This window comes from Marinobacter sp. MIT932201 (assembly GCF_047123295.1).
GTDB classification, from domain to species: domain Bacteria; phylum Pseudomonadota; class Gammaproteobacteria; order Pseudomonadales; family Oleiphilaceae; genus Marinobacter; species Marinobacter salsuginis.
Genome location: NZ_CP138917.1, coordinates 1,563,259 through 1,587,971, shown reverse-complemented (window position 1 = coordinate 1,587,971; position 24,713 = coordinate 1,563,259). Strand labels below are relative to the sequence as shown.

Annotated in this window: 25 protein-coding genes; 10 read left to right on the top strand and 15 right to left on the bottom strand. The window is 57.1% G+C overall.

Annotation, left to right across the window (positions count from 1 at the left end; all coding sequences use genetic code 11):
- Window positions 1-33: 33 nt before the first annotated feature.
- The 4 genes from frr to rpsB all read right to left on the bottom strand — a co-directional run bounded on the left by frr (window position 34) and on the right by rpsB (window position 3,293).
- Window positions 34-591: a ribosome recycling factor gene (gene frr, locus SIC15_RS07225; RefSeq protein WP_069184904.1), complete on the bottom strand. Its 558-nt coding sequence runs from the start codon at window positions 589-591 to the stop codon at window positions 34-36.
- 74 nt (window positions 592-665) lie between these two features.
- The gene (gene pyrH / locus SIC15_RS07220) at window positions 666-1,394 is read right to left on the bottom strand and encodes a UMP kinase (protein WP_008170379.1); all 729 of its coding nucleotides are present in this window, start codon (window positions 1,392-1,394) and stop codon (window positions 666-668) included.
- Window positions 1,395-1,578: 184 nt separating this feature from the next.
- Window positions 1,579-2,448, bottom strand: a complete 870-nt coding sequence (gene tsf / locus SIC15_RS07215; RefSeq protein ID WP_069184905.1) for a translation elongation factor Ts — start codon at window positions 2,446-2,448, stop codon at window positions 1,579-1,581.
- 92 nt (window positions 2,449-2,540) lie between these two features.
- Entirely contained in the window at window positions 2,541-3,293 is a 753-nt protein-coding gene (rpsB, locus tag SIC15_RS07210; RefSeq protein ID WP_069184906.1) for a 30S ribosomal protein S2, read from the bottom strand.
- A gap of 253 nt (window positions 3,294-3,546) precedes the next feature.
- Between rpsB and map the strand changes: the two genes are divergently transcribed.
- The 6 genes from map to dapE all read left to right on the top strand — a co-directional run bounded on the left by map (window position 3,547) and on the right by dapE (window position 10,740).
- Entirely contained in the window at window positions 3,547-4,317 is a 771-nt protein-coding gene (gene map, locus SIC15_RS07205) for a type I methionyl aminopeptidase (protein WP_064227416.1), read from the top strand.
- Window positions 4,318-6,963, top strand: a complete 2,646-nt coding sequence (locus SIC15_RS07200; protein ID WP_153634454.1) for a [protein-PII] uridylyltransferase — start codon at window positions 4,318-4,320, stop codon at window positions 6,961-6,963.
- Window positions 6,960-8,162 carry a succinyldiaminopimelate transaminase gene (gene dapC, locus SIC15_RS07195; protein ID WP_069184908.1) on the top strand — a complete coding sequence of 401 codons (1,203 nt, stop codon included), beginning with the start codon at window positions 6,960-6,962 and terminating at the stop codon, window positions 8,160-8,162. The genes SIC15_RS07200 and dapC overlap by 4 nt, the downstream gene beginning before the upstream one ends.
- Window positions 8,159-8,500, top strand: a complete 342-nt coding sequence (locus SIC15_RS07190) for an ArsC family reductase (RefSeq protein ID WP_069184909.1) — start codon at window positions 8,159-8,161, stop codon at window positions 8,498-8,500. The genes dapC and SIC15_RS07190 overlap by 4 nt, the downstream gene beginning before the upstream one ends.
- Before the next feature lie 88 nt (window positions 8,501-8,588).
- Window positions 8,589-9,617 (top strand): 2,3,4,5-tetrahydropyridine-2,6-dicarboxylate N-succinyltransferase, encoded by a 1,029-nt coding sequence (gene dapD, locus SIC15_RS07185; protein WP_069184910.1) that lies wholly within the window; start codon window positions 8,589-8,591, stop codon window positions 9,615-9,617.
- The gene (gene dapE, locus SIC15_RS07180) at window positions 9,604-10,740 is read left to right on the top strand and encodes a succinyl-diaminopimelate desuccinylase (RefSeq protein WP_069184911.1); all 1,137 of its coding nucleotides are present in this window, start codon (window positions 9,604-9,606) and stop codon (window positions 10,738-10,740) included. Before dapD ends, dapE begins: the two co-directional genes overlap by 14 nt.
- 71 nt (window positions 10,741-10,811) lie before the next feature.
- On the opposite strand, the gene SIC15_RS07175 is transcribed toward dapE, so the two are convergent.
- Window positions 10,812-11,030, bottom strand: a complete 219-nt coding sequence (locus SIC15_RS07175; protein WP_008170396.1) for a SlyX family protein — start codon at window positions 11,028-11,030, stop codon at window positions 10,812-10,814.
- A 223-nt stretch (window positions 11,031-11,253) separates the two neighbouring features.
- On the opposite strand from SIC15_RS07175, the gene SIC15_RS07170 reads away from it, so the two are divergent.
- The gene (locus SIC15_RS07170) at window positions 11,254-11,784 is read left to right on the top strand and encodes a cold-shock protein (protein ID WP_069184912.1); all 531 of its coding nucleotides are present in this window, start codon (window positions 11,254-11,256) and stop codon (window positions 11,782-11,784) included.
- Window positions 11,785-11,825: 41 nt separating this feature from the next.
- On the opposite strand, the gene SIC15_RS07165 is transcribed toward SIC15_RS07170, so the two are convergent.
- The 3 genes from SIC15_RS07165 to SIC15_RS07155 all read right to left on the bottom strand — a co-directional run bounded on the left by SIC15_RS07165 (window position 11,826) and on the right by SIC15_RS07155 (window position 14,138).
- On the bottom strand, window positions 11,826-12,200 hold the full coding sequence (locus SIC15_RS07165; protein ID WP_069184913.1) for a hypothetical protein: 375 nt from the start codon (window positions 12,198-12,200) through the stop codon (window positions 11,826-11,828).
- Entirely contained in the window at window positions 12,172-13,614 is a 1,443-nt protein-coding gene (locus tag SIC15_RS07160) for a hypothetical protein (protein ID WP_412537352.1), read from the bottom strand. The genes SIC15_RS07165 and SIC15_RS07160 overlap by 29 nt, the downstream gene beginning before the upstream one ends.
- Window positions 13,615-13,697: 83 nt before the next feature.
- On the bottom strand, window positions 13,698-14,138 hold the full coding sequence (locus SIC15_RS07155) for a VOC family protein (RefSeq protein WP_069184915.1): 441 nt from the start codon (window positions 14,136-14,138) through the stop codon (window positions 13,698-13,700).
- Between the two features lie 69 nt (window positions 14,139-14,207).
- Between SIC15_RS07155 and SIC15_RS07150 the strand changes: the two genes are divergently transcribed.
- Window positions 14,208-15,107, top strand: a complete 900-nt coding sequence (locus SIC15_RS07150; protein WP_069184916.1) for a DUF1853 family protein — start codon at window positions 14,208-14,210, stop codon at window positions 15,105-15,107.
- A 4-nt stretch (window positions 15,108-15,111) separates the two neighbouring features.
- Here the strand turns inward: SIC15_RS07150 and SIC15_RS07145 are convergent, their stop codons facing one another.
- Both SIC15_RS07145 and SIC15_RS07140 read right to left on the bottom strand, forming a co-directional pair.
- Window positions 15,112-15,690 carry an AAA family ATPase gene (locus tag SIC15_RS07145; protein WP_069184917.1) on the bottom strand — a complete coding sequence of 193 codons (579 nt, stop codon included), beginning with the start codon at window positions 15,688-15,690 and terminating at the stop codon, window positions 15,112-15,114.
- Window positions 15,674-16,087, bottom strand: a complete 414-nt coding sequence (locus SIC15_RS07140; protein WP_069184918.1) for a TA system antitoxin ParD family protein — start codon at window positions 16,085-16,087, stop codon at window positions 15,674-15,676. Before SIC15_RS07140 ends, SIC15_RS07145 begins: the two co-directional genes overlap by 17 nt.
- Before the next feature lie 170 nt (window positions 16,088-16,257).
- Here SIC15_RS07140 and SIC15_RS07135 point away from each other — a divergent pair, with 170 nt between their 5' ends.
- Window positions 16,258-17,283 carry an NADP-dependent oxidoreductase gene (locus SIC15_RS07135; RefSeq protein ID WP_069184919.1) on the top strand — a complete coding sequence of 342 codons (1,026 nt, stop codon included), beginning with the start codon at window positions 16,258-16,260 and terminating at the stop codon, window positions 17,281-17,283.
- 31 nt (window positions 17,284-17,314) lie between these two features.
- On the opposite strand, the gene SIC15_RS07130 is transcribed toward SIC15_RS07135, so the two are convergent.
- The 5 genes from SIC15_RS07130 to SIC15_RS07110 form a co-directional block, all read right to left on the bottom strand.
- Window positions 17,315-18,280: an NAD(P)H-quinone oxidoreductase gene (locus tag SIC15_RS07130; protein ID WP_370686084.1), complete on the bottom strand. Its 966-nt coding sequence runs from the start codon at window positions 18,278-18,280 to the stop codon at window positions 17,315-17,317.
- An 84-nt stretch (window positions 18,281-18,364) separates the two neighbouring features.
- Entirely contained in the window at window positions 18,365-20,104 is a 1,740-nt protein-coding gene (locus SIC15_RS07125; protein WP_069184921.1) for a sugar phosphorylase, read from the bottom strand.
- Complete coding sequence (locus tag SIC15_RS07120) at window positions 20,101-21,324, bottom strand: glycosyl transferase (protein ID WP_069184922.1); 1,224 nt, start codon at window positions 21,322-21,324, stop codon at window positions 20,101-20,103. The genes SIC15_RS07125 and SIC15_RS07120 overlap by 4 nt, the downstream gene beginning before the upstream one ends.
- 36 nt (window positions 21,325-21,360) lie before the next feature.
- Entirely contained in the window at window positions 21,361-22,176 is an 816-nt protein-coding gene (locus SIC15_RS07115; protein WP_069184923.1) for an HAD-IIB family hydrolase, read from the bottom strand.
- A 12-nt stretch (window positions 22,177-22,188) separates the two neighbouring features.
- The gene (locus SIC15_RS07110; protein WP_069184924.1) at window positions 22,189-23,127 is read right to left on the bottom strand and encodes a hypothetical protein; all 939 of its coding nucleotides are present in this window, start codon (window positions 23,125-23,127) and stop codon (window positions 22,189-22,191) included.
- Between the two features lie 75 nt (window positions 23,128-23,202).
- Between SIC15_RS07110 and SIC15_RS07105 the strand changes: the two genes are divergently transcribed.
- Complete coding sequence (locus tag SIC15_RS07105; protein WP_069184925.1) at window positions 23,203-24,657, top strand: protein adenylyltransferase SelO; 1,455 nt, start codon at window positions 23,203-23,205, stop codon at window positions 24,655-24,657.
- Window positions 24,658-24,713: the final 56 nt, after the last annotated feature.

Below are 24,713 nucleotides of genomic sequence, written 5' to 3'. Positions count from 1 at the left end.
CCTTTCAATTCGCTTGCAAGTGAACCCGAACGGTTAAACCGCCATCAGGTCCTCTTCTTTGGCCTTGAGCATCTTCTCGACTTCCGCAATGTAGCGGTCGGTCAACTTCTGGATCTCATCCTCGCCCTTGCGCTCGTCGTCTTCAGTAATTTCCTTTTCCTTCAACAGATCCTTGATCATGCTGTTGGCATCCCGACGTGCGTTGCGGATGGAAACACGACCGTGCTCGGCGTCCGCTTTTGCCTGCTTGACCATTTCCTTACGGGTTTCTTCAGTCAGCATCGGCATTGGAATCCGAATGATATCGCCACTGGTAGCCGGGTTCAGACCAAGGTCTGACGCCATGATCGCCTTCTCGATGGTCGGCATCAGGTTCTTCTCCCAGGGAGAGACCGTCAGAGTCCGGTTATCCTCGACGTTGACACTTGCCACCTGTTTCAGCGGCGTCTCCTGGCCGTAATAGTTCACGGTGACGCTATCCAGGATAGAAGGATGGGCCCGACCAGTGCGAATCTTGTTAAACGCATTGTTCAGGGACTCCAGGCTCTTCTTCATCTTCTTTTCGGCTTCTGCTTTGATGTCGTTAATCACTTCAGCATCCTCAATTCGTTCGTCATGTCTTTTTGCACTATGGCCCCAAACTCCCATGGGGCCTGGACAGCGTTTTATTCGATCAGTGTACCTTCTTTCTCGCCGGTTACGATGCGAGTCAGCGCGCCTGCACGGTTCATATCGAACACCCGCAGCGGCATGCCGTGATCACGGGCGAGACAGATGGCTGTCAGATCCATCACGCCCAACTTCTTGTCCAGAACCTCATCATAGGTGAGGTAGTCGTATTTCTCTGCACTGCTATCCAGGTGCGGATCCGCTGAGTATACGCCATCCACCTTGGTGGCTTTGAGCACGGCATCCGCCTCGATTTCAATACCACGCAGACAAGCAGCAGAGTCTGTCGTGAAGAAGGGGTTGCCGGTACCGGCACAGAAAATCACGACATCGCCGTCCTTGAGATCCCTGACTGCTCGGCGTCTGTCGTAGTGCTCGACGATCCCACTCATCGGGATTGCCGACATTACGCGGGTACGGATGTTGGAGCGCTCCAGAGCGTCACGCATCGCCAGACCGTTCATGACCGTGGCCAGCATACCCATATGGTCGCCGGTCACCCGGTCCATGCCCGCAGCATTCAGGGCTGCTCCACGGAACAGGTTACCGCCACCAATCACCAGACCAACCTGTACGCCAATACCAATCAGCGCACCGATTTCCAGTGCCATGCGGTCAAGAACTTTGGGATCAATACCGAAATCGTGCTCACCCATCAGGGCTTCGCCACTGAGCTTGAGCAGAACACGCTTGTATCTGGGCTGGGTTTTCGATGATGTCGGCATGATGATCCCCTTGTCGTCTGTTGGCTGCTATCCGGCGTGATACCCGTTGCAGGCTTGTATCTGACATACTCCTCAAAAAAGGGGTATCTCAGATACAAGCCCGCCACGAGAGCCGGAAATTTCCGGCTAACGTGGCAGACTCAGGTGATGCAGAGGCAGAGCGCCTGCTGCATCAAACGAAGGATCAGGCCTTGCCTGTGCCGGCTGCAGCAGCAACCTCGGCAGCAAAGTCCACTTCTTCCTTCTCAATGCCTTCACCCACTTCCAGGCGCACGAAGCCAACCAGCTCGCCACCGTTGGACTTGATCAGCTCGCCCACGGTCTGATCCGGGTTCTTGACGAAAGGCTGCTCAACAAGGCTGTTTTCCTTGAGGAACTTCTTGATGCGGCCGCCCATCATCTTCTCGACGATCTCGGCAGGTTTGCCTTCCATATCCGGCTGGGCCTTGATGACTTCTTTCTCTTTTTCAAGCTCTTCTGCCGGCATGTCTTCCGGCTTGCCAACACGCGGGTTAACCGCAGCTGCGTGCATGGCAATATCACGGGCAACTTCAGGGTCGCCGGCAGTCAGGGCAACAACAGAAGCAATCTTGTTGTTGCTGTGGACATAGCCACCAACAACCGGGCCTTCAACTTTCACGATGCGGCGAACAGTGATGTTTTCGCCGATCTTCTGAACCAGCGCTTCACGCTTGGCTTCCAGATCGCCTTCCATCAGCTTGGCTACGTCAGTTTCGCCTTTTTCGAAGGCAACGTTCAGGACATCGTTGGCAAAGTTCAGGAAGTTGTCATCGCGAGCCACGAAGTCTGTCTCGGAGTTCACTTCCAGAATGTACGCAACGGTGTTGTCGTCAGAAATCTTGATCAGTGAAGCGCCTTCAGCGGCGGTACGGCCGGCTTTCTTGGCAGCTTTCAGACCGGAAGACTTACGCAGTTCTTCGATTGCGGCGTCTACACTGCCTTCGGCTTCAACGAGCGCCTTCTTGCACTCCATCATGCCAAGGCCGGTACGCTCACGCAGCTCTTTGACCATTGCAGCGGTAATTGCAGCCATGTTCAATCCTCTCAACTGTTCCGAATTCGGTGGGGAGGTGTGCCCGAGGCAACCCTGGGCACACCTTACATCTCAAACGTGAAGATAAAGCCTTACTCAGCGGCTGGAGCAGCGCCTTCGGCGTCTTCGCTGACCTCAACAAACTCGTCAGCGCCGGCACCGGCAGACTGGGCCGCTTCGATGCAGGTATCAGCAACGGCTTTCACGTAAATCTGGATCGCGCGAATGGCGTCATCGTTGCCCGGAATCACGTAATCAACACCGTCCGGATCACTGTTGGTATCCACAACGCCGATAACAGGAATGCCCAGCTTGTTGGCTTCCTTGATAGCGATACGCTCGTGGTCAACGTCGATCACGAACATCGCGTCCGGCAGACCACCCATGTCCTTGATACCACCAATGGAACGCTCGAGGCGGTCCATTTCGCGGGTGCGATCCAGGGCTTCTTTCTTGGTCAGCTTGTCGAAAGTACCGTCCTGGCTCTGGGTTTCCAGATCACGGTAGCGACGGATAGACTGACGGATGGTCTTGTAGTTGGTCAGCATGCCACCGAGCCAGCGATGGTTAACGAACGGCTGACCGGCACGCTCGGCTTCTTCCTTGATGATCTTGGCCGCGGCACGCTTGGTACCAACGAACAGGATCTTGTTCTTGTTCTCTGCCAGCTGCTGAACGAACTTCAGCGCATCGTTCATGGCAGGAACAGTCTGCTCAAGGTTGATGATATGAATCTTGTTACGGGCGCCGAAGATGAACTTCGACATTTTCGGGTTCCAGTAGCGGGTCTGGTGACCGAAGTGAGCACCTGCCTTCAGCAGGTCACGCATATTTACCTGAGCCATGATAGTTACCTTTTTAGCTTCGGGTTAGTCCTCCACGTATCCGATTACCCCAACCTGGCTCCTTATAAAGCAGGAGCAGGCACCCTGGGATAACGTGCCGACACGTGTGTGAATTTGCCGGATTCGTTTCCAGCGGGCGCGTTTATACCATATTCGAGCCGGTAAACGCCATTATTTTTGACGACCGGCTTCCTTGTACCCGGGCCGCAGGGCCCTTAAAATGCCGGTTTGATACAAATCAACGGGAAACCCAATGCAGGTATCGATCAAGACTCCGGAAGAAATCGAAAAGATGCGCGTCGCTGGCCGTTTGGCGGCCGAAGTGCTCGAGATGATTGGCGATTACGTCAAACCGGGCGTTTCCACTGAAGAGCTCGACCGGATTTGCCACGACTATATTGTTAACGAGCAAAAGTGCATTCCGGCGCCGCTCAACTATAAAGGATTTCCGAAGTCCATCTGTACCTCGGTTAACCACGTGATCTGCCACGGCATCCCGTCAGAGAAGAAAATACTCAAGGACGGAGACATCCTAAATATCGATGTCACCGTAATAAAGGATGGCTACCACGGTGATACCAGTAAGATGTGGATCGTCGGCAAGCCCAAACCGGGCACAGAGCGCCTGATCCAGATTACCCAGGAGTGCCTCTATAAAGGCATCGAGCTGGTTAAGCCGGGAACCCGCCTGGGAGATATTGGCCACGTCATTCAGCAACACGCCGAGAAACACCGATACTCTGTGGTTCGCGATTATTGCGGCCATGGCATCGGCGCGGTATTTCACGAAGAGCCGCAGGTTATGCATTACGGCAAACCCGGCACCGGCCTGGAGCTTCAGGAGGGCATGACCTTCACCATCGAGCCGATGATCAACCAGGGCAAGTACCAGACCAAACTTCTGCCGGACGGCTGGACAGTGGTTACCAAGGACCACAAGCTCTCTGCACAATGGGAGCACACCATCCTTGTGACTGCTGACGGCCATGAGGTTTTGACCAAGCGAAAGGAAGAGTCCTTCTAAGTGGACCAAAGCGAGCTGGAATCCCGCATCAGTAACGCCCCCTCTCCCGTCAAGGCGGCCCGGGAACTGTTAGAGGGAAGGTATAACGCAGATGCCGAGGCCTTCCGGCAGGGAGCCGATGTCCGCGCCCTTGTCCACTCCCGGGCCGACACCGTCGATACCGTTCTGAGGCTAATCTGGAACCGTTATCCTTTTTCCGGCTCGCCGGATATTGCCCTGGTGGCTGTCGGCGGCTACGGGCGCGGTGAGCTTCACCCCCACTCAGACATTGACTTGCTCATACTGACTCGCAATGGTATCGAGGACAGCTGGCACGATGATCTGGGGGCCTTTGTTACGCTTCTCTGGGATTTGCGACTGGATATCGGTCACAGCGTTCGCAGCATTGAAGAAAGCAAAACGGCCGCCCGTGAAGACATCACCATACTCACCAACCTGCTCGAAACCCGCACCATCGCCGGCCCGGATGAGCTGCGCTCGGACCTCAGCGAGCAGGTGTACTCCGACGATGTCAGCACCGATCGCAACTACTTCATCGCAAAGCGCGAAGAGCAGCAGCAACGGCACCAGAAATACGGCGATACCGAATACAACCTTGAGCCCAACGTTAAAGGCTCCCCGGGCGCCCTGCGGGACATACAGACCATTGGCTGGATTACCAAACGCCACTTTGGACTGCAGAACATTGCAGACCTGACGCGATTCAGCATTCTCACCGAGGAAGAGCATCAGATTCTTTTCCAGGGTGAAACCTTCCTGTGGCAACTGCGCTATGGTTTGCAACTGCTGGCCGACCGGAATGAGAACCGCCTGTTGTTCGACCACCAACGTGCCCTTGCCCAGATGCTAGGCTACAAGGACGAAGGCAAACGGCTCGGCGTTGAACTTATGATGCAGTCCTACTATCGAACGGTCCTGGCCCTCGCCGAGCTGACCGACGTGATCCTGCAGTATTATGACGAGGCCATTCTCGGCAGCGCGTCCGAAGACGCCATCCGGCCGATCAACAAACGCTTCCAGATTCGCAACTATTATATCGAAGCGGTTAACAACCAGGTTTTTGCCTACGCGCCTTACGCCATCATGGAAATTTTCGTGCTGATGGCCCAGCATCCGGAAATCAAGGGCATTCGCGCGACCACCATCCGCTCTCTGCGGGCGCACCGCCACCTGATTGACGATGCGTTCCGCTCCGATCTGGCTGTGACCACTTTGTTCATGGAGCTGCTCAGAACGCCCCATGCGCTGGATCAGACCCTGTCCGCCATGAAGAAGTACAACGTGCTCGGCCGGTACCTCCCGGAATTCGGCCAGATTATCGGCCAGATGCAGCACGACCTTTTTCACATTTACACCGTGGACGCCCACACCATGCGCGTCATCCGCAACATGGTTCGGCTGAGCGGCACCGAGGCGAGGGACGAATACCCCCTGGCCTCTCGCCTGATCCATCGGTTACCAAAGCTGGAAACCCTTTATATTGCGGGCATATACCATGATGTTGCCAAAGGACGGGGCGGTGACCATTCGGAACTGGGCGCCATGGATGCCGAGGCTTTCTGCCACAGGCATCATCTGAGTGAGCGGGACACACAGCTGATCTCGTGGCTCGTGGAAAACCACCTGCTGATGTCCATGACCGCGCAGCGCAAAGACATATCTGACCCGGACATCATTCATGCCTTTGCCAGGGCGGTACCGAGCCAGGCGCACCTCGATTATCTCTATGTGCTGACCGTATGCGATATCAGCGCAACCAACCCAAAACTCTGGAACACCTGGCGCGCCTCTCTGTTACGCCAACTGTATATCGAGGCCAAACGGGCCCTGCGCCGGGGCACGGAAAACCCCATCGACCGGCAAGAATGGGTGCGCGCCACCCAATCTGAAGCACGCGAGATCCTGCACGCCCAGAATATGACGGATGAGCAGATCGATGTTATCTGGGACACCGTGGATGAGGATTATTTTCTCCAGGACTCAACCGTTGATATTGCCTGGCAGACAGCCGCCATTGTCCGTCACGGCAACAACCCCGACCCACTGGTGCTTATTCGCGACACTCGGGGCGGACCCACGGATGGCTATTCCCAGATCATTATTTACATGAAGGACCGGGTTGCCCTGTTTGCGGCAACCACTGCGGTGCTTGAGCAGCTGAACCTGAACATCGTGGACGCCCGTATCAGCTCCAGTGAGGGTCCCTACTCGATCAGCTCCTACGTGGTGCTGGATGAAAAGGGCCAGCCTCTTGGAATCGACCCCGCTCGCAAGGAACGGGTGCGTTTACGCCTGATTGAAGAGCTGGATGACCCGGAAGACTACCCGGATATCATCCACCGGCGCACACCAAGGCAACTGAAACATTTCGCCTTCCCGACGGAGGTGACGTTCTCTAACGACACCATCAACCAGCGCACCGTAATGGAAGTGATCACCCCTGACCGGCCCGGCCTGCTGGCGCGAGTCGGCCAGGTGTTGCTGGAGCATCGGGTACGATTGACCAACGCCAAGATTGCCACCCTGGGCGAGCGCGTAGAGGACGTTTTCTTCGTCACCGACGAACACGGCGAACCCATCCGGGACCCGGCCGTATGCCAGGCCCTGCAGCAAGATCTCTGCAAAATGCTGGACGACATTCAATGAATCCCAATCTGGACAGACTCCACCCCTACCCGTTTGAAAAACTGGCCAAACTGAAGGCCGGCATTAGCGTGCCTGATCATCTCCGACCCATCTCTCTCGGGATCGGCGAGCCGAAGCACCCCTCCCCGGAATTCGTCAAAGAGGTAATTGCGAACAACCTGGACAAGCTTGCCAATTACCCGACCACCCGGGGTACGGATGAACTTCGCGAGGCCATCAGTCACTGGGCAACCCAACGATTCCAACTGAAAGCCGACAGCCTGAGTCCGGCGAAAAACATCGTACCGGTGAACGGTACGCGCGAAGCCATCTTTTCCCTGGTCCAGGCTGTGGTGGATGCCAGCAAACCCGCCACCGTGGTCAGCCCAAACCCGTTTTATCAGGTCTATGAAGGTGCTGCGTTCCTGGCCGGCGCCACGCCGGTGTACCTTCCCTGCGACGGCTCCAACGGCTTTATTCCGGACTTTGAGGCAGTGCCGGAATCCGTCTGGCGGGATTGTCAGGTATTGTTCCTGTGTTCACCGGGCAACCCAAGTGGCGCGGTGATTCCACGGGAAACATTGGCCAGGGTTATTGCCCTCGCCGACCAACACGACTTCATCGTCGCCTCCGACGAATGCTATTCCGAGCTGTACCCCGACGAGAGCAACCCGCCGGAGGGCCTGCTGCAAACCTGCGCCGCCATTGGTCGTGATGACTACCGCCGTTGCGTGGTATTTCACAGCCTCTCAAAGCGCAGCAACCTGCCCGGCCTTCGGTCCGGTTTTGTCGCCGGTGACGCTCGCATTCTCGAGGGCTATCTGAAGTATCGCACCTACCATGGCTGCGCCATGCCCATCCATAACCAGTTGGCCAGCATTGCTGCCTGGAGCGATGAGGACCACGTTCGGGAGAACCGTGCAGCCTACCGCGCCAAGTTCGAGGCCGTAGTGCCCATTCTCAGAGAAGTCATGGAGGTGGATTTCCCGGACGCCGGCTTTTACCTGTGGCCGGAAACACCGATGGACGACGAAACCTTTGCCAGGGAACTCTCCGCCCAGCAGAACGTCCACGTCCTTCCCGGGCGCTACCTCTCTCGCACGGTGGATGGCCACAACCCCGGAGAAAACCGGGTCCGGATGGCCCTGGTTGCGCCGGTGGAAGAATGCGTCGAGGCGGCACACCGGATTGTTGAATTTGTTAAGGCGAACCAGACATGAAACTGTATGGCATCAAAAATTGTGACACGGTGAAGAAAGCCCGCAAGTGGCTGGATGAGCAAGGCGTTGACTACCAGTTCCACGACTTCAAGAAAGACGGTCTGGACGACGATCTGCTATCCAAATGGGAGAGCGCCGTTGGCTGGGAAAGCCTGTTGAACCGCCGTGGCACCACGTGGCGCAAACTTCCCGAGGAGGTTCGTGATACCATTAGCGCCCAAAGTGCTCACGCGATCATGCTGGAAAATCCGTCCATCATTAAGCGCCCTGTCGTGGAAAACGGCAATGAGGTGCGCGTGGGTTTCAATGCAGACGAATGGGCTGCATGGCTGGCCTGAATCTCAGGGCAACAGATCCAAATTTTAACTCCGGAGTCGGAAGGCGCGAACTTCTTACCCCAACATTCAGAACAGGAGCAACCATCAGATGAGCTTTGCATTCGGTATCGGTATCGGCACCCAGAACAACCAGGGCGAGTGGCTGGAAGTCTTTTACCAGCAGCCGGTCATGACACCCGATAACACCCTGATGGACGTCATCTCCAATGTCCTGGAATACAAGGGCGGCAACCAGGCGATCAGCGCGACCGCCGAACAGCTCAGCCAGCTAGCCAATGCTCTGCGACAAATTGGCCAGACCGACCAGGCAACCCTGGCGGACAAAGCGGCCGACAGCAAACGCCCGGTCGTTGTTACGGTACTGGAAACCGATGACACAGCTTCCAGCACGCCCGAGGTTTACCTCAAGCTTCACCTGATTTCCCACCGCATGGCGAAACCCCATGGTCTGAAGCTCGATGGTATCTTTGGCCTGCTGCCCAACCTGGCCTGGACCAACGAGGGCGCAATCGACCTGAACGAGCTCTCCGATCGTCAGTTACAGGCCCGCCTCGAAGGCCGCACATTGGAAGTCAAGTCCGTCGATAAATTCCCGCAGATGACAGATTATGTGGTACCGAAGGGTGTTCGCATTGCCGACACTGCTCGGGTCCGTCTTGGCGCCTATGTTGGTGAAGGTACAACCGTCATGCACGAAGGCTTCATCAACTTCAACGCCGGCACCGAAGGCACCAGCATGATCGAGGGCCGCATCTCCGCCGGCGTTATGGTTGGCAAGGGCTCCGACCTGGGCGGTGGCTGCTCCACCATGGGCACCCTGTCCGGTGGTGGCAACATCATCATTGCGGTTGGCGAGAACTGCCTGATCGGTGCCAACGCCGGCATCGGTATCCCGCTGGGCGACCGCTGCAAAGTGGAAGCCGGATTGTACATCACCGCCGGAACCAAGGTTGCCCTGCTCGACGACAACAACGAGCTGGTTGAGGTTATCAAGGCTCGCGATCTGGCCAACCAGCCGGATCTTCTGTTCCGCCGCAACAGTCAGACCGGCGCGGTCGAGTGCAAAACCAACAAGTCTGCCATCGAGCTGAATGAAGAGCTGCATGCAAACAACTGATTCCCCGACCCTAGAACTTGCCATCGACCTGATCCGCCGGCAGTCCGTCACTCCCGAAGATGCCGGCTGCCAGGAACTGATGATGTCGCGGCTGGCACCTCTGGGCTTCACTGGCGAAAACCTGAGATTTGGCGATACCGATAACCTCTGGGCCCGCAAGGGCTCAGAGGGGCCGGTGCTGGCCTTTGCCGGCCATACCGATGTGGTGCCGACTGGTCCGGAGAAGAACTGGACACACCCGCCCTTTGATCCGGTCATCCGGGATGGCTATTTGCTGGGCCGTGGCGCAGCCGACATGAAGGGCAGCCTGGCGGCCTTCGTAACCGCCTGTGAGCGATTCGTGGCCAAATACCCCGACCACCGGGGCTCCATTGCCCTGCTGATCACCAGCGATGAAGAGGGCCCGGCCCAACACGGCACCGTGAAAGTGGTGGAAACCCTCGAAGCCAGGAACGAAAAGATTGACTGGTGCCTGATCGGCGAACCCTCCAGCACCCATGAAGTGGGAGACGTGATCAAGAACGGCCGCCGGGGTTCCTTACATGGTTATCTGACGGTGCATGGCGTTCAGGGCCATGTTGCCTACCCGCATCTGGCCGAGAACCCGGTTCATACCGTGGCTCCGGCTCTTGATGCGCTGGCAAAGGAGTTCTGGGATAACGGCAACGACTTCTTCCCGCCAACCACATTCCAGATCACCAGAATGGAAGCGGGCACGGGCAGCAACATTATTCCCGGTGAGTGCCTCGTGCATTTCAATTTCCGGTACTGCACGGAAAACACCGCAGAGAGTCTGGAAGAACGGGTGGTAGCCATCCTGGACCGCCACAACCTGAAATACGACCTGCAGTGGCACCTGAGTGGCCGTCCGTTCCTCACGGACAAGGGAGCGCTCGTATCCGCCAGCCAGAGCGCCATTCGCACAGTGACCGGCCGGGAAACCGAGCTTTCGACCTCCGGCGGCACGTCCGATGGCCGTTTCATCGCGCCAACCGGTGCACAGGTGGTGGAACTTGGCCCTATCAATGCCACCATTCACAAGGTGGATGAATGTGTGAAAGCCGAGGATCTCAACACTCTGTCGGACATCTACGAACAGATTCTGATCGAACTCCTGGCATAAAGGTCAAAATCGGAATCCCACAAAAAAGGGTCAGGTGAAGGTTCCACCTGACCCTTTTTATTGCGCCATCTTCAGTAATGAGGAGGAGGTGTTTCGTCCTGCTCCGACTTGATATTGGACGGCGAAACATCCTTCAGCTGCTTGTGCAGCAACCGCTTGGCTTCCCACAGTTCACGGATATCCATTTCCTGCTTGGCCACCTGCTCGCTCAGGGTATTGATAACGTCATCCTGGAAGGCCAGCCGGGTTTCCAGCTCATCCAGTCGGGTTTCCAGATCGTTCTGGCTCATCAGCTATTGGGACTCCCCTGGGTAAATCTCTCTAGAATGTGATCGATGACACTGCGTTCCCCGCTGCTTGGTCAGCGCTCGGGATAATCTGGTATCATTCCGCTTTTGCCCGCCAGCGCGCCCGTTTTTCGGGGTACTGTCGGTTTTCACCGGCCGGATGTGCGATTTTACCCGATATCCGGTTTTTATCGTTAGCGTTACAAGAATGGAGAAATTTCAGTCAATGCGTAATCCATCCAAAGCGATCCTTTTTTCTCTCCTGATCGCCATTCCCGCACCGCTGGTGCTTGCCATTTTGCTGTCTTTCACCCCAGAGCCTCTTCGCCTGATCGCTGCGGGCCAACTTGTGGAAGCCCTGGGTAGCAACCGTGGCATCGCAGCCTACATTATCTCGCTGATCGTTTTCGGCATTGCGGGCTTCCTGGCCATTGCGTTGTCAGTCAAGAAACCGGCCGAAAAGCAACAAACATCCCGGTCGAGCAACCGTGCACCCAGCCAGAGCCGCGATGACGATGATGACGGCTATGACGAAAGCAGCCCTGAGGGTAACGAGGAAGGCACCGTAAAGTGGTTCAACGTCAAGAAAGGCTTCGGCTTCATCGTGCGCGACAGTGGTGATGAAGTATTCGTTCACTTCCGTGCCATTCGTGGCCGCGGGCGCCGGGTTCTGCGCCAGGGTCAACTGGTACGCTTTAACGTTGTGGAAGCAGACAAAGGCCTCCAGGCCGACAACGTGTCCATCCTGAGCGACTGAATCGCCCGCTAAAAAGAGAGGCAGCCCACGGGCTGCCTCTTTCAGTTCCAGACGACCTGTTGCTCGCCCCGGTGGTCCAATCGCCACCATTTCTCATCCTCTACAGGCTCCCCTTCTGTCCAGTCTCCCGGGCTGCAACGAATCTCGGTATCCATTGCACGCCAGGCACTGCGCGCGCAGTCCAGATCACTGTTCCAGGGCACTCTGGGGCCTTCAATAACCAGTGACGTAAATCGTTTTCCGAAAGCTCCGGGATAAACCGATATCCGAAGTCTTTCGCCCTCGTAGCGGCCAACGCCCTTGATCACGCGCGTCACCTCACCATCATCGAGTTCCAGTTCGTCCAGGTGATTCTCTAGCCACCCTGACACCGCACCCGGTTCCAGATCACGAATGTAAATTTCCAGATCCTGCACCCGCTGAATCTCCATCCTGCTGATTACAATGCAGCACATAGTGAACCGGCCCGGGTCGAGCTGCAACCCAGCGCTCCAGTTCCTGGCGCAAATCTTCAGCAGAAAGCTGACGCAAGGTGCCGGCCGCCTTACGCTCATGCCAGGCCACCTCTGCCGCCACCCGATGAAGCTGTATCTCTCCCAGCGATGCTTCGATATCGTCAAGAGGCTCCTTGCGGGCCAGGGCCACCAGCGACTGACGACGCAGAGTATCTTCCTGCCCGGACAGGGCCACCGCCTCGGTTGGGCCCCTTCGAGCAAAGAGATTGAGCCTGGCAGCCGAGCGCTCCAGCCATTGGAGCATTCCTCCGGGAGTGCTCACACAACGGCTTCGGCGAGAGGCCGCAAACCGGATCACGGAGCGAGGAATCTGGATATTCCATTGCTTCTCTAAGGCGGCCTGATGTGCCGTCAGAATAGCCTGCCGTTGGACAACGCTGGAAGCCGGCATGGCAAAGATGTCGAGGGTACGGCCCAGGCGATGCTGGAGTGTGGCGGCCGAACTGCTGTCGGCGGCCTCGCCGGGACCCAGCAGTAGAATCGGCCCGGCCCATTGCAGCAACAACTCAGAGGCCAGACCATCGGGCAGATTCATCAGCGCAATGAGATCTGCGGGTGAGATATTGTCCAGCACAAGGACCGGCCAGCGTGATCCACTCTCACCAGGCTCGCCCTGCACCCGGCGCTCTGGAAGAACCGGAAGATCACTGGCCATGATTTCCGCTTCACGGCGGAGGTCCAGCTCAACATAATCGAGTTCCAGTGTTGGTAGCAGTGATTGCAGCCACGCTGTTTTACCCGAACCCCGATCACCCCGGACCCAGAGCATGGCTGACGGGGATGCCGCCAGACTGATCGCAACGTCCTCCGCCAGCTCAACCCACGAGGAATCAGTGACAACGACAGGAGCTCTCTGGAATTCATCGATCGGAGCCGGCTCCCGCTCTTCCGAAGGATCGGGCCAGCGAGGGACCAGCTCGAAAACTGCCACATAGGCTTTTTCCTGCAGCCGCTCCGCGTGGCGAACCAATGTCGCAAGCAGCTGCGACCACCCCAGCCATGGGGAATTGCTGGTTTCCCTGGCCGATGCGAACCAATACATCAACTGGGATGACAACTGTCCTTCACCACCAACTTCCGTCACTATCGGTTGTTCGCATTGAATGGTGCGGGTGAGTTCATCCATATCCACGCCGCAGCCGCGCAAAAAACGGACAATACCGGGTGCGGAATCCAGCAGGGCAAGCAGGTAGTCTTCAACGGTAATCACCGAGCCACCGCGGCGCTCAACACTCTCGCGGGCTCGTAACAAAGCGGTCTGGCACTGGGGATCCAGGCATCCTTGCCAATCGTCCATCAAACTTCTCCATGTCATGAATGCATCATCCTGATGCGAAAGCTATATTGCAGACCGCTACTATATCACGCTCGAGCCCCTGTGGCGGCCCACCTGTGGGCTTACCAGGTACCCGTGTTTTCCATACTGGCCCAGGGTTCTTTCGGTGGCAGTGCCTCGCCCTTCTGCAGAAGCTCGATCGAGATGTTATCCGGCGTGCGGATAAAGGCCATATGGCCATCCCGGGGTGGACGATTAATCGTTACCCCATTGGCTTTCAGGTGCTCGCAAAGGGCATAAATGTCATCTACCCGGTAAGCAAGATGGCCAAAATTGCGTCCGCCAGTGTACTCTTCCGGATCCCAGTTATAGGTAAGCTCGATCATCGGCGCCCGGTCTTCTCGGGCACGTGCCTCATCTTCCGGCGCAGCCAGGAAAACCAGGGTAAACCGACCTTTGTCGCTACTCTTGCGACTGATCTCAACCATTCCCAGCAAATCGCAAAAGAAATGCAGCGTCTCTTCCAGATTACTCACCCGGATCATGGTGTGAAGATATTGCATGTAGCCTCCATCAGATGTGAAGTGAACTGATCATCGTGCCTTGCGGACAGTTTACGGTATTCTGGCCATATGGATGCAAAAACAGCCCCCTACTCTGCCTCTGAGCTGACCACCCCCGCGGTCCGACACCTTGCCTGGGTATGCCAGGCACCTCAGCTGTTGCAGTCACCCCTGACGTTTGAGCCAGGTCGCTTTCTGCCTGATGATGTAACGGAACAAATTCAAGCCTGGGATCGCAACCCACAAACAGCACCGCCTCTGCTGAGAGAACCGCCCCAGAAGCGGCTCGGGTTCTACTTCGAACGGCTTTACCGGGTATTGCTGGAAGATCTGCTGGGCTGGGAAGTTCTGCTTCAAAACCAACAGATACAGTCCAACGGGCGAACCATCGGCGAACTGGATTTCGTCGTCCACAATCGCAGTGAAGATCGAATTGAGCACCACGAAATTGCCATCAAATATTACCTGGGGGTTCCGGAGCACAGTGGGAGAACCCTGTGGTATGGACCGAACGCCCGGGATCGGCTGGACCTGAAAGCAGACCGGATGTTGCGCATGCAAAGCCAGCGAACCATGCTGCCCGAAGCCAGGGCGCTGCTGGCAGACATGGGTATCAAAGAACCTGTCATGCCCCGGATTTTCATGCCTGGATACCTTTTTTACCCGACCGGAACACAGGTGAGCGTCCCGCAGTCCGTGCCTGCAAATCACCTTCGCGGCCAGTGGTGTTATCTCTCACAGGTTGAGTCATCGGACCTTTCCGGTTGGGTGCTCCTGAACAAACCCCACTGGATCGGCCCGTGGCATCAACACGAATCCCCCGCTCCTGATGCAGTGAATGCCGCATTAGCCACCATCGAACGCGCCGAGATCCCGCTCTTGTTCGCGAAGCTGAAGCAGGATTCCGTCACCGGCCTCTGGCAGGAAACCAATCGCTTATTGGTAGTGCCGGACAGCTGGCCAGGGTGAATGATCAGCGATCAATCAGATCACTTGCCCACTGCGGCAAATTATCCTGCAAGGCACACCACTGCCCATTTTCGCAGACCGCGACGCGTACGTAAGGCTGATCAAGGCGCGAGTTATCGACCAGGTGTAATTCGTCCGCCAGACCAATGCATTGGCGCAGATTCGCCAGCGTTCGTGGAATCCTCGACTCAATCTTGGCTTCTGGGACGTTGTGGCCGCCGGCTGTTACCCGGGAGGCGACCCGCGCCTTGTTCAGGGAGGGCAATTCCAGATGGAAGTAAAACATCCGAACCCGAAATCCGGCGGCTTTGGCTGTCCCGACAAAATCCACTTTCGAGGGGTGGGAGAAGACGGTTTCGAAGCAGAAGGTCTGCCTCTCCTCAATAAGCCTGAGCCGTTCCCTTTCCGCAATCAGTGCTGCCTCGTAACTGTGCTTTTCGGGCGCGTCCGGCCACATGCTGCGGGCAATATTATCGGCGTTTACCAGCGGAATCTTCCGGCGGGCCAGGAACCGCTCATAAAATGTGGTTTTGCCCGCACCGTTACCGCCAACCAGCAGCCAGAGCTCAGGCTGCGTTGTCACGGTCACTCAGTGCCTCAAAGCGTCCATTGCGAAACTGACCGATTTCCCGGGAGCCATCCGGATATATGGCTTCCAGATAGCCCGGTTTCTCTCCAGACGCCTGATACACCGTACGCCCGCGGCTGATAGAGCGCTCCAGTTCGCCACTTGCCCGGGCCTGATCCACCTCAGCCCAGAGGTCATCGCTGGAAACCGGCTCGGCCACCACCGGCTCAACCCTCACCTGCCGAATACCCTGGAGAATGGCAATCAGATCTTCGGCGCTCACGTCGCCGGCGACGGCACGCCCTATCTCGGCCCAGTACTCGATCTGCTTGGGTGTCGAGCGTCGATGGACTGCACCCTCCGCCGCAGCATGGCGGACCAATGTGTCGTCAAGACGAACAGCGGTTGTCATGGTGACCTCCAGATACGATACCTGTTCATACGCCACAAATTATTGCATTTGTTGCATGTCGCTACAACTGATGCAAAACATTTCAATCACATCGCCATGGCCAGAAGGTTGACCGACAACGGAATCTGCTGCACTCTAATCTGGTTTCATTATGCAACCGGAGAGAACAAGTGAGCGAATACAGGAACCGAGCCGTTGTCCTCAAACAGCGCCCCCAGGGTGAAATTCAACAAGGCGATCTGGTGTTGGAAGAGCGCCCCGTTCGCTCCCCCAATGAGGGTGAGGTGGTCGCACAGGTGCTCTGGCTGTCGCTGGATCCTTACATGCGCCCTCGTATGAACGATGCCAAAGGTTACATGGACCCTATCGGCATCGACGAGCCCATTGTCGGCGAGAGCGTTGCCCGGGTGGTGGAATCCCGCTCGGACGCCCTGAAGGTCGGTGATCTGGTCACTTGTTATTCCGGTTGGCAGGAATACGTTACCTTCCCGGGCGATGCGCCGATGGTGTACAAGATTCAGCAGCGAGACAACGTACCCCTGCAAGCCTATCTCGGCGTTGCCGGTATGCCTGGGCGCACGGGGTACTGCGGCCTGATGTACGTGGGTAAGCCGAAAGCCGGCGAAACCGTGGTTGTCTCTGCCGCTTCCGGGCCTGTAGGAACCGTCGTTGGCCAGACTGCGAAAACCGAGGGCTGCCGGGTTGTTGGCGTTGCCGGCGGCCCCGAAAAGTGCAATTACGTGGTCAATGAGCTGGGTTTCGACGCCTGTGTGGATTACAAGGCCGGCAATCTGGAAGCAGACCTGAAAGCGGCCTGCCCTGACGGCATCGATATCTACTTTGAAAACGTGGGTGGTGCCGTGACGCGCGCCGTGGCACCGCTGTTGAACACGGGCGCCCGGGTGCCCATCTGCGGTTTCGTATCCGCCTACAATGCGACGGATATGGCCAGCGTGGAAACCCCGTTTCACGTCCTCAAGGCACTGGACCCAGTACCCGAACACCGGTTTTTCCTGGTGACCGAATGGCAGGACCAGCACCAGGAGATCACCGACATTCTGGCCTCACGGGTCGCTTCCGGTGAACTGAAATATCGGGAAACTGTTGCCGAAGGGCTGGAAAATGCCGTTGACGCCTTCAAGGGCATGCTCAAGGGCCAGAACTTCGGCAAGCAGCTGGTTCATATCGCAGACTAACGAATCCAGGAAGGCGCGACAGGCTGCCTGCTCAGTCGGCAATCTTCAGGAGCACCTTGCCGGTATTCCTATTCTCGGCCACATAGGCCATCGCGTCTTCCAACTGTTCGATCGGCCAGGTGCTATCGATCAATGGCTCAATCTGGCCGGCGGCCAGCAGCGGCCAGACATGCCGGTAGAGCGCCTGCATGACCTCACCCTTATCCTCGACCGTTCGGGAGCGGAGTGTGGAACCGATAATACGCTGGCGTTTGACCAGCATGATGCCCAGATCCACCTCGGCCATCCGGCCGCCCATCAGCCCGATCAGTACAATCCGGCCATCGACATTCAGAACCCGCTGGTCTTCGGCAATGTAGCTGCCACCAACCGGGTCCAGAACCATATCGACTCCGCCCCAGGCTGTAACGGCCTCCACAAAGGAACCGTCATTCCGGTTCCAGACACCGCTGGCCCCCAGCTTCCGACAAACCTCCAGCTTGACTTTGTCACCGGCAGTGGCGAAGACCGGGTTACCGAAGGCCGTTGCCAACTGAATGACAGCGGTTCCGAGACCGCTTCCGCCTGCGTGCAGAAGCACCCGTTCGCCCGGTTTCAGTGCCGCTTCGTGGTAAAGGTTCAGCCAGGCCGTGGCGAGCACCTCGGGAATGGCCGCTGCTTTCTCGAGTGACAAACCCTTGGGGATAGGCAAAACCTGAACTTCGGGCACGACAACATGGGTCGCGTAACCGCCGCCCGTGAGCAAGGCGCAGACCTCGTCACCGGGCTTGAAACGGGTTACCCCTGATCCCACCGAGGCAATGCGCCCGCTGACTTCCAGCCCCAGAATGTCGGACGCGCCCGGCGGGGGTGGGTAGACACCCGCCCGCTGCATCAGGTCGGCACGGTTGATGGCTGTCCAGACAACCTCAATTTCAACGTGGTCCTCCGGCGGCTCCCCCGGCCCTTCCCAGGATTCCCAGTTGAGGTTGCCCCCGGTTACCTTGATTGCTTTGATCATGTATCACGTCTCGGCCTTGCTCATATGGGCACAGGATACCCTATGTTTTTCGAGCATTGCACAAATGACGTTGTCAGATGATCAGACGGTAACTTCCAGGTTGGACAACCACACGCTCTGGTATGGCTTCAGGGTGATAGAGCCGGAAAGATCATCGATGGTCATCCCGGAAATCAGGTCCTGCCAGTGATCGGTACCAATCAGATTGATGTCGCTCAGGGCAACCTGTTGCACTTCGTTGCTGATATTGTGAATGCAGAAGATGGACTGATCCCGGCGCATACTCTGGCGCCAGAAACCGAACAACTGAAGCCCAAGATGCAGGGTGAACTGGGTGGCATTCGGATGAAACGCCGGCTGTTTGCGCCGAATGGCGATCAAACGCTTCAGCTCCTGGAACGCTTTGCTGTGATGGCTCAGGGGGTCCGCGAGCTTCTGCTCCAGGTCGTCCAGTTGCCACTGACTGCGGTTGATGGACCGCAGCCGACCGGTATGCTCCACTCGCTCCAGATCGTTTTCCGTCGCCAGCAGACTGTGGATGTAGAACGCGGGAATGCCCTCCAGGGCCAGCATCACGGTGTGCGCGCAGATAAAACGCTGCAGTTGCCAGTGATCCCGCCCCGACTCCGCCGTGCCCTGAAGTGCGTTGTACAGGGCAATATTGATTTCGTAGGGCTGATCCCGACCATCCGGCGTGCGCCGGAAGGAAACCTTGCCGCCAAAGGAATCCATGGTGTTGATCAGCCGCTGCTTTTCCTCTTCCGTCAGCAGACCATCCGTCGGCCGCATTCCAACACCATCATGGGAGGCAATAAAGTTCAGATAGGTGGTGCCCATCTGGGCCGGCGGCATGCTCATCAGCCAGGTTTTCAGGTGCTTGCAGTCACCGGTCACAAGGGTATTGATCAGCAGGGGTGGCAACGAGAAGTTGTAGATAACATGGGCTTCGTTGGCGTTGCCGAAGTAGGTCAGGTTTTCCCGGTTGGGTACGTTGGTCTCGGTAATCACCACGGCATCAGGGCTGTGATGCTCGATCAGCAGCCGGAGGATCTTGATCAGCTCATGGGTTTGCTGCAGATGAATGCAGGGCGTACCCGGTTCCTTCCAGAGAAAGGCGACGGCATCAAGCCGGAAAATGATAATGCCTCGTTCCAGATAGCGCCGGATGATTGCAGCGAACTCGATCAGCACCTTCGGATTGGCAAAATTCAGATCGACCTGATCCTCGCTGAAGGTACACCAGACATACCGCTCGCCATCGTCGGTCTGGACCGGGTTCAGGAGCGGTGAGGTACGGGGACGCACCACGGCACTCAGGTCGTCTCTCGGATTACCCTCGAAGAAATAATCCTTGCCCGGATCCACCCGTTTGCGGAAGTTCTCGAACCAGCGGCTGCGTGCGGACATATGGTTGATGACCAGATCCGCCATCAGCTTATAGTCCCTGGCGATACTCTCGATATCCTCCCAATTTCCATGGGACTCGTTCACCGCCAGATAGTCCATGACCGAGAAGCCATCATCGGAGCTATAAGGGAAGAACGGCAGTATGTGCACCGACGAAATGGAATCCGACAGACAATCGCCGAGAAACCGATGCAGGGTCTGCAGCGGCTTTTCGTCCGCCTGCTGCACCGTATCGGCGTAGGTGATCAACACCACATCCGATTCGTCCCAGTTATTCTGATGCGCAGGCGGCGGTTCCTGGTTGGGCGCCAGCCCCATGGTGGTCAATAACTGCTCGGCCAGAAAGTCACAGTCCAGCTCCGGGTAAACCACCTCCAGCATGGACACCAGCTTCGCTTTCAGAGGCTGGGTCATGGCTTGAATTCCTCGTTATCCAGTTCGACCGCCTCCAGCAACTGCTCCTTGATGTCGGGAATGGCGCTTGTGACCCGGTTCCAGCTGGGAATAAAGGGTGTATCCATCGGATTATCGAGGAAATAGGCGCCGGCCCGCATCACGTTCTGGGCAAACAGCTCCACGGCTTTCTCCTCCTTGTGCCGATCAAACGTCAATCCGTTAATAATGGCGTCATTCTGGTAGGTCTCCACGAAATCCAGGGCAATGCGGAAATACGTGGCTTTGATGGTCCGGAATTTTTCATTGGAGAAAATCTCGCCGTTGGTCGCCAGCTTCCGGAACAGGGCCTTGGCGATATCCATGCTCATTTTGGACAGCCCTTTGCTGACATCCTCCGCCGAGAGTTCCTGGTGCTTGTGATCATAGACATCGGCAATGTCCACCTGGCAAAGGCGGTTGGTGGCGTAGTTGCGCTTCATCTCCGAAAGCACACCGATCTCCAGACCCCAGTCACTGGGAATGCGCAGATCATTGATCACGTCGGTGCGGAATGAGAATTCCCCGGCCAGGGGGTAGCGGTAACTGTCGAGGTAGTCGAGGAAATCGTTGGGACCACAGACTTTCTTCAGTGCGCGGATCAGGGGCGTCACCAGTAGCCGGCTCACCCGTCCGTTCATTTTCCCGTCGGCGACACGGGCATAATAGCCTTTGCAGAACATGTAGTTGAAGCCGGGATTGGCCACAGGGTAGATCAGACGGGCCACTAGATCCCGGGAATAGGTAAGGATGTCGCAGTCGTGCAAGGCAACAGATTTGCTGACACCGGAGGCCAGGACATAGCCAAAGCAGTACCAGACGTTTCGGCCCTTGCCCATCTCCGTCGGGGCCAGGTTCTGCTCCCTGAGCTTCAGGTCAATACTCCTGAGGCGGGGCCCATCGTTCCAGAGCACTTTGAAGTTCTGAGGCAGCTCCGAGAAATATTCCAGAGCGTGGCGGTATTGCTCCTCGTTGGCACGGTCGAGGCCAATGACCACCTGATCCAGGTAAGGCACCTTGCCCAGCTCGTGCACAATATTTTTCAGGGCCGGCCCCTCCAGCTCCGAATACAGCGACGGCAACACCAGTGACATTGGCCGGGCCTTGCGAAAGCTCATCAGCTCCGCTTCCAGGTCCTCCACGGGACGCCGAACAAGGTTATGAAGGGTTGTGATAATGCCATTCTGGTAAAAGTCGCCCATGGCGGCTCTCCTTGTTTATACCCGCATTCAAACGGGTCAGTACCCGTACTCAAACAGGAGATTGAGTACGCACTCATTCCAGCCTTCAGGGCCGGGCTTGAGGGAGCGCATGGCGTGCTTTGCCGAAGGCAGCCGCACTTCATCGCTTTTGACACCCCGGATTACCACCGGTATATCGGCCGATTCCAGCATCTGCTGATCGTTAGGGCTGTCACCCAGGGCAATGGCCAACACGGGCGCATCGCCATACTGCTCCCGGTATTGCTCTCTGTATTTGTTTAGCAAGAACCGGGCCCCATCGGCTTTATCGAATATCCCCATGGCATGAAGAAAACGTCCTCCGGCTACTAGTCGAAGGCCCTCCGAGCCTATAGCCGCCTCAAATTCCGCCAGCGCCTCTTCCGATCCCTGCCAGAGCAATGGTTCGGTCCCAAGCCGTTCTTTGGCCCTCCCGGCTGCCGCCGGATCCAGGCCCGTCTCTGCCGCCAGCTCGTTTGCGGACATGTCGGCAAAGCTCGTGAATCGAGCTCCCCTCTTACGTTGAGCGCCAAGCACCTCAAGAACCCGATCCCGGGTTGCACCAAAATTCACCACTTCTTCTTCGGCATTACCCAGTGCATGGGGCGGAATAACCACGGCTGCACCGTTTTCGACTATGAACGGATCGTTATTTCCAAGCTCTTCCCTCAACGCCCGGATCTCCGGCATGGTTTTGCTGGAGTTAAGCACCAGGGGTATCTGGGCTGCCTTCAGCCTGTCGAGGGCTGGACCGGCGGCCTGCCAACGGTAATCATCGTGATCAAGCAGTGTGCCATCGAGGTCGGAAAAGATAATCAAATGAGGTCGGGCCATGGCCTTTCTCCGTCAAGACTTACGGAACTGCGGAAGACCGAGGGAGTGGTCCTCGGCCACGTTGATAAGAACATCAGCCCTGCCCGGCATTTCAGCGAGACAGGATCGGGTAACGCGTTCATAGTGCATGACGAAGCGACCGATTTCTTCGTCGTTCATGATGCGCAGATCCTGTGCACCACCATGGAGTTCGCCCTTTTCTGGTGCATTACGGATTTTCGTCGCCAGCTTTTGCTCCTGGAGTCGACGCCACTCAAGCACACACTCCATGGAGGGAGCCTTCAACATAACCAGACAATCGATTTGACCAAAAAACGCCTGGTATTCCCCTTTCAACTGCTCATTAACATACCTGCGCCAGACGCAGTCAGGATCCTCGTTCGCCTCCAGAGGATTTATCGGCTCACTCAGCGCACTGTCTATCTCCGGTCGCGCGCCCAGGCACCAGCCTTCCAGAAGAATGATCTCTGCCCTTCCTCCGAAAGCAGGCCAATGTTCACGTGGAACCCTGTCGTCCCTTGATTTGTCGAAGGCTGGAATGGGCGTGGCATCTCCGGGCCCCGCACTGAGCAGACGGTGCAAAATCTGTTGGCCCAACGCTACGTCGTGGGTTCCTGGCACACCCCGGGTCTTAAATAACGGATGTACCCGCCGGGCAAGGGCCTCACGCTCGGCTCTGGTAAGGTAAATATCATCGAGGGAGAAATTGGCAGTGGGGCGATTGCGGTGCCGGAGCAGAATTTCCCGTAAAAAAAGGGTCAACGTGGACTTGCCTGTGCCCTGGGCTCCGTGAATACCAACCACAATGGGCCGCTTTTCCGTATCATGGAGCGCACAGATTCGGTCTGCCAGCGGCAGAATGGTTTTTTCCACCGTTTCGGCGTAGGCGTCGGGCAGGCCCTCCTGTTGAATCAGGGCACTGACGGTTTGTTTTAGTGAGCGATCAGACACGTTGGGTTTCCAGTTTAATGGGTGACTTAAGCGAGACGGCAGCAGAATTCATACCAATGGGAGTATAGGCGTTTTATGAGTGGCAACGATTTTCGAATAGAGCATCGCTACCTGGAGCTCCCGGACAGTTTTTATACGCGGGTTCAGCCCTCACCCCTGAAAGACGCGAAGATGGTGTGTTTCAACCACAAACTCGCAGCCCAGATGGGATTTCGGGCCGATTCCGAATCCGACTGGACCGGCGTGGGTGCGGGGTCTGAACTGCTTGAGGGTATGGACCCGGTGGCCATGAAATACACCGGCCACCAGTTCGGCGTCTACAACCCGGAACTCGGCGACGGCCGTGGCCTGCTCCTCTGGGAAACCATTGGTCCTGATGGACGACGCTGGGACTGGCACCTCAAAGGCGCCGGTATGACCCCTTACTCCCGCTTTGGCGATGGCCGCGCCGTGCTTCGCTCCACCATTCGCGAGCATCTATGCAGCGAGGCCATGTATGGCCTTGGCATCCCGACCACCCGGGCCCTTTTCATGGTGAGCGCCAGAGACCCGGTGCGCCGGGAGTCCATCGAAACAGCAGCGGCACTTGTGCGAGTAGCCGAAACGCACATTCGCTTCGGGCACTTCGAGTTCGCCGCCCACCACGAGGGGCCTGAAACCGTCAAGACGCTACTCGAACACGTGATCTCGTTACACTTCCCCCACTTGATCAATCTGCCCGATGACGAACGGTACAGCCGGTGGTTCGAGGAAGTGGTCGAGCGGACGGCACGAACGATTGCGGACTGGCAGGCGGTGGGCTTCTGCCACGGCGTGATGAACAGTGACAACATGTCGATCATCGGCGACACCTTTGACTACGGCCCCTACGCATTTCTCGATGATTTCGATGCCGGCTATATAAGCAATCATACCGACCAGGGCGGGCGCTACGCCTACAATCGTCAGCCGCAAGTCGGATTTGAGAATTGCCGTTATCTGGCGACAGCCCTGCTTCCCGTGATGGAGGAAGACGATGTGCGCCGGGGGCTTCGCCGCTATGAAGTGGCCTACAACGAGCGCTTCCTCCAGAACATGCGGGACAAGCTGGGCCTTACCATTGAGGATGAAGCAGACCTGAGCCTGATCATGGATACCTTCAGCATGATGCACGAGCATCATGTCGACTACACCGCCTTCTTCCGGGCGCTTTCCAATCTGCATAGCCATGGCCATGGGCCGGTGCGTGATCTGTTTGTCGATCGGAGCGTGGCGGACCAGTGGCTGGAGCGCTATGAGGAACGACTACTGTACGAAACCCGTGCTCACGATGAGCGGGAATACGCCATGCGCCGCGTGAATCCAAAGTATGTGCTGAGGAACTACCTGGCCCAGCAGGTCATCCAGGAAGCCCAGAACGGGGATTACGAGCCGATGAAAGCGTTTCTGAAGGTGCTTGAGCGGCCCTATGACGAGCAACCGGAGAACGAGGCTTATGCGGCATTGCCGCCGGATTGGGGCAAGCACCTGAATATCAGCTGTTCAAGCTGATAGATCTGCAGCAACAGAACGAAAAAGGGCCGGACGATCATTCGTCTGGCCCTTCT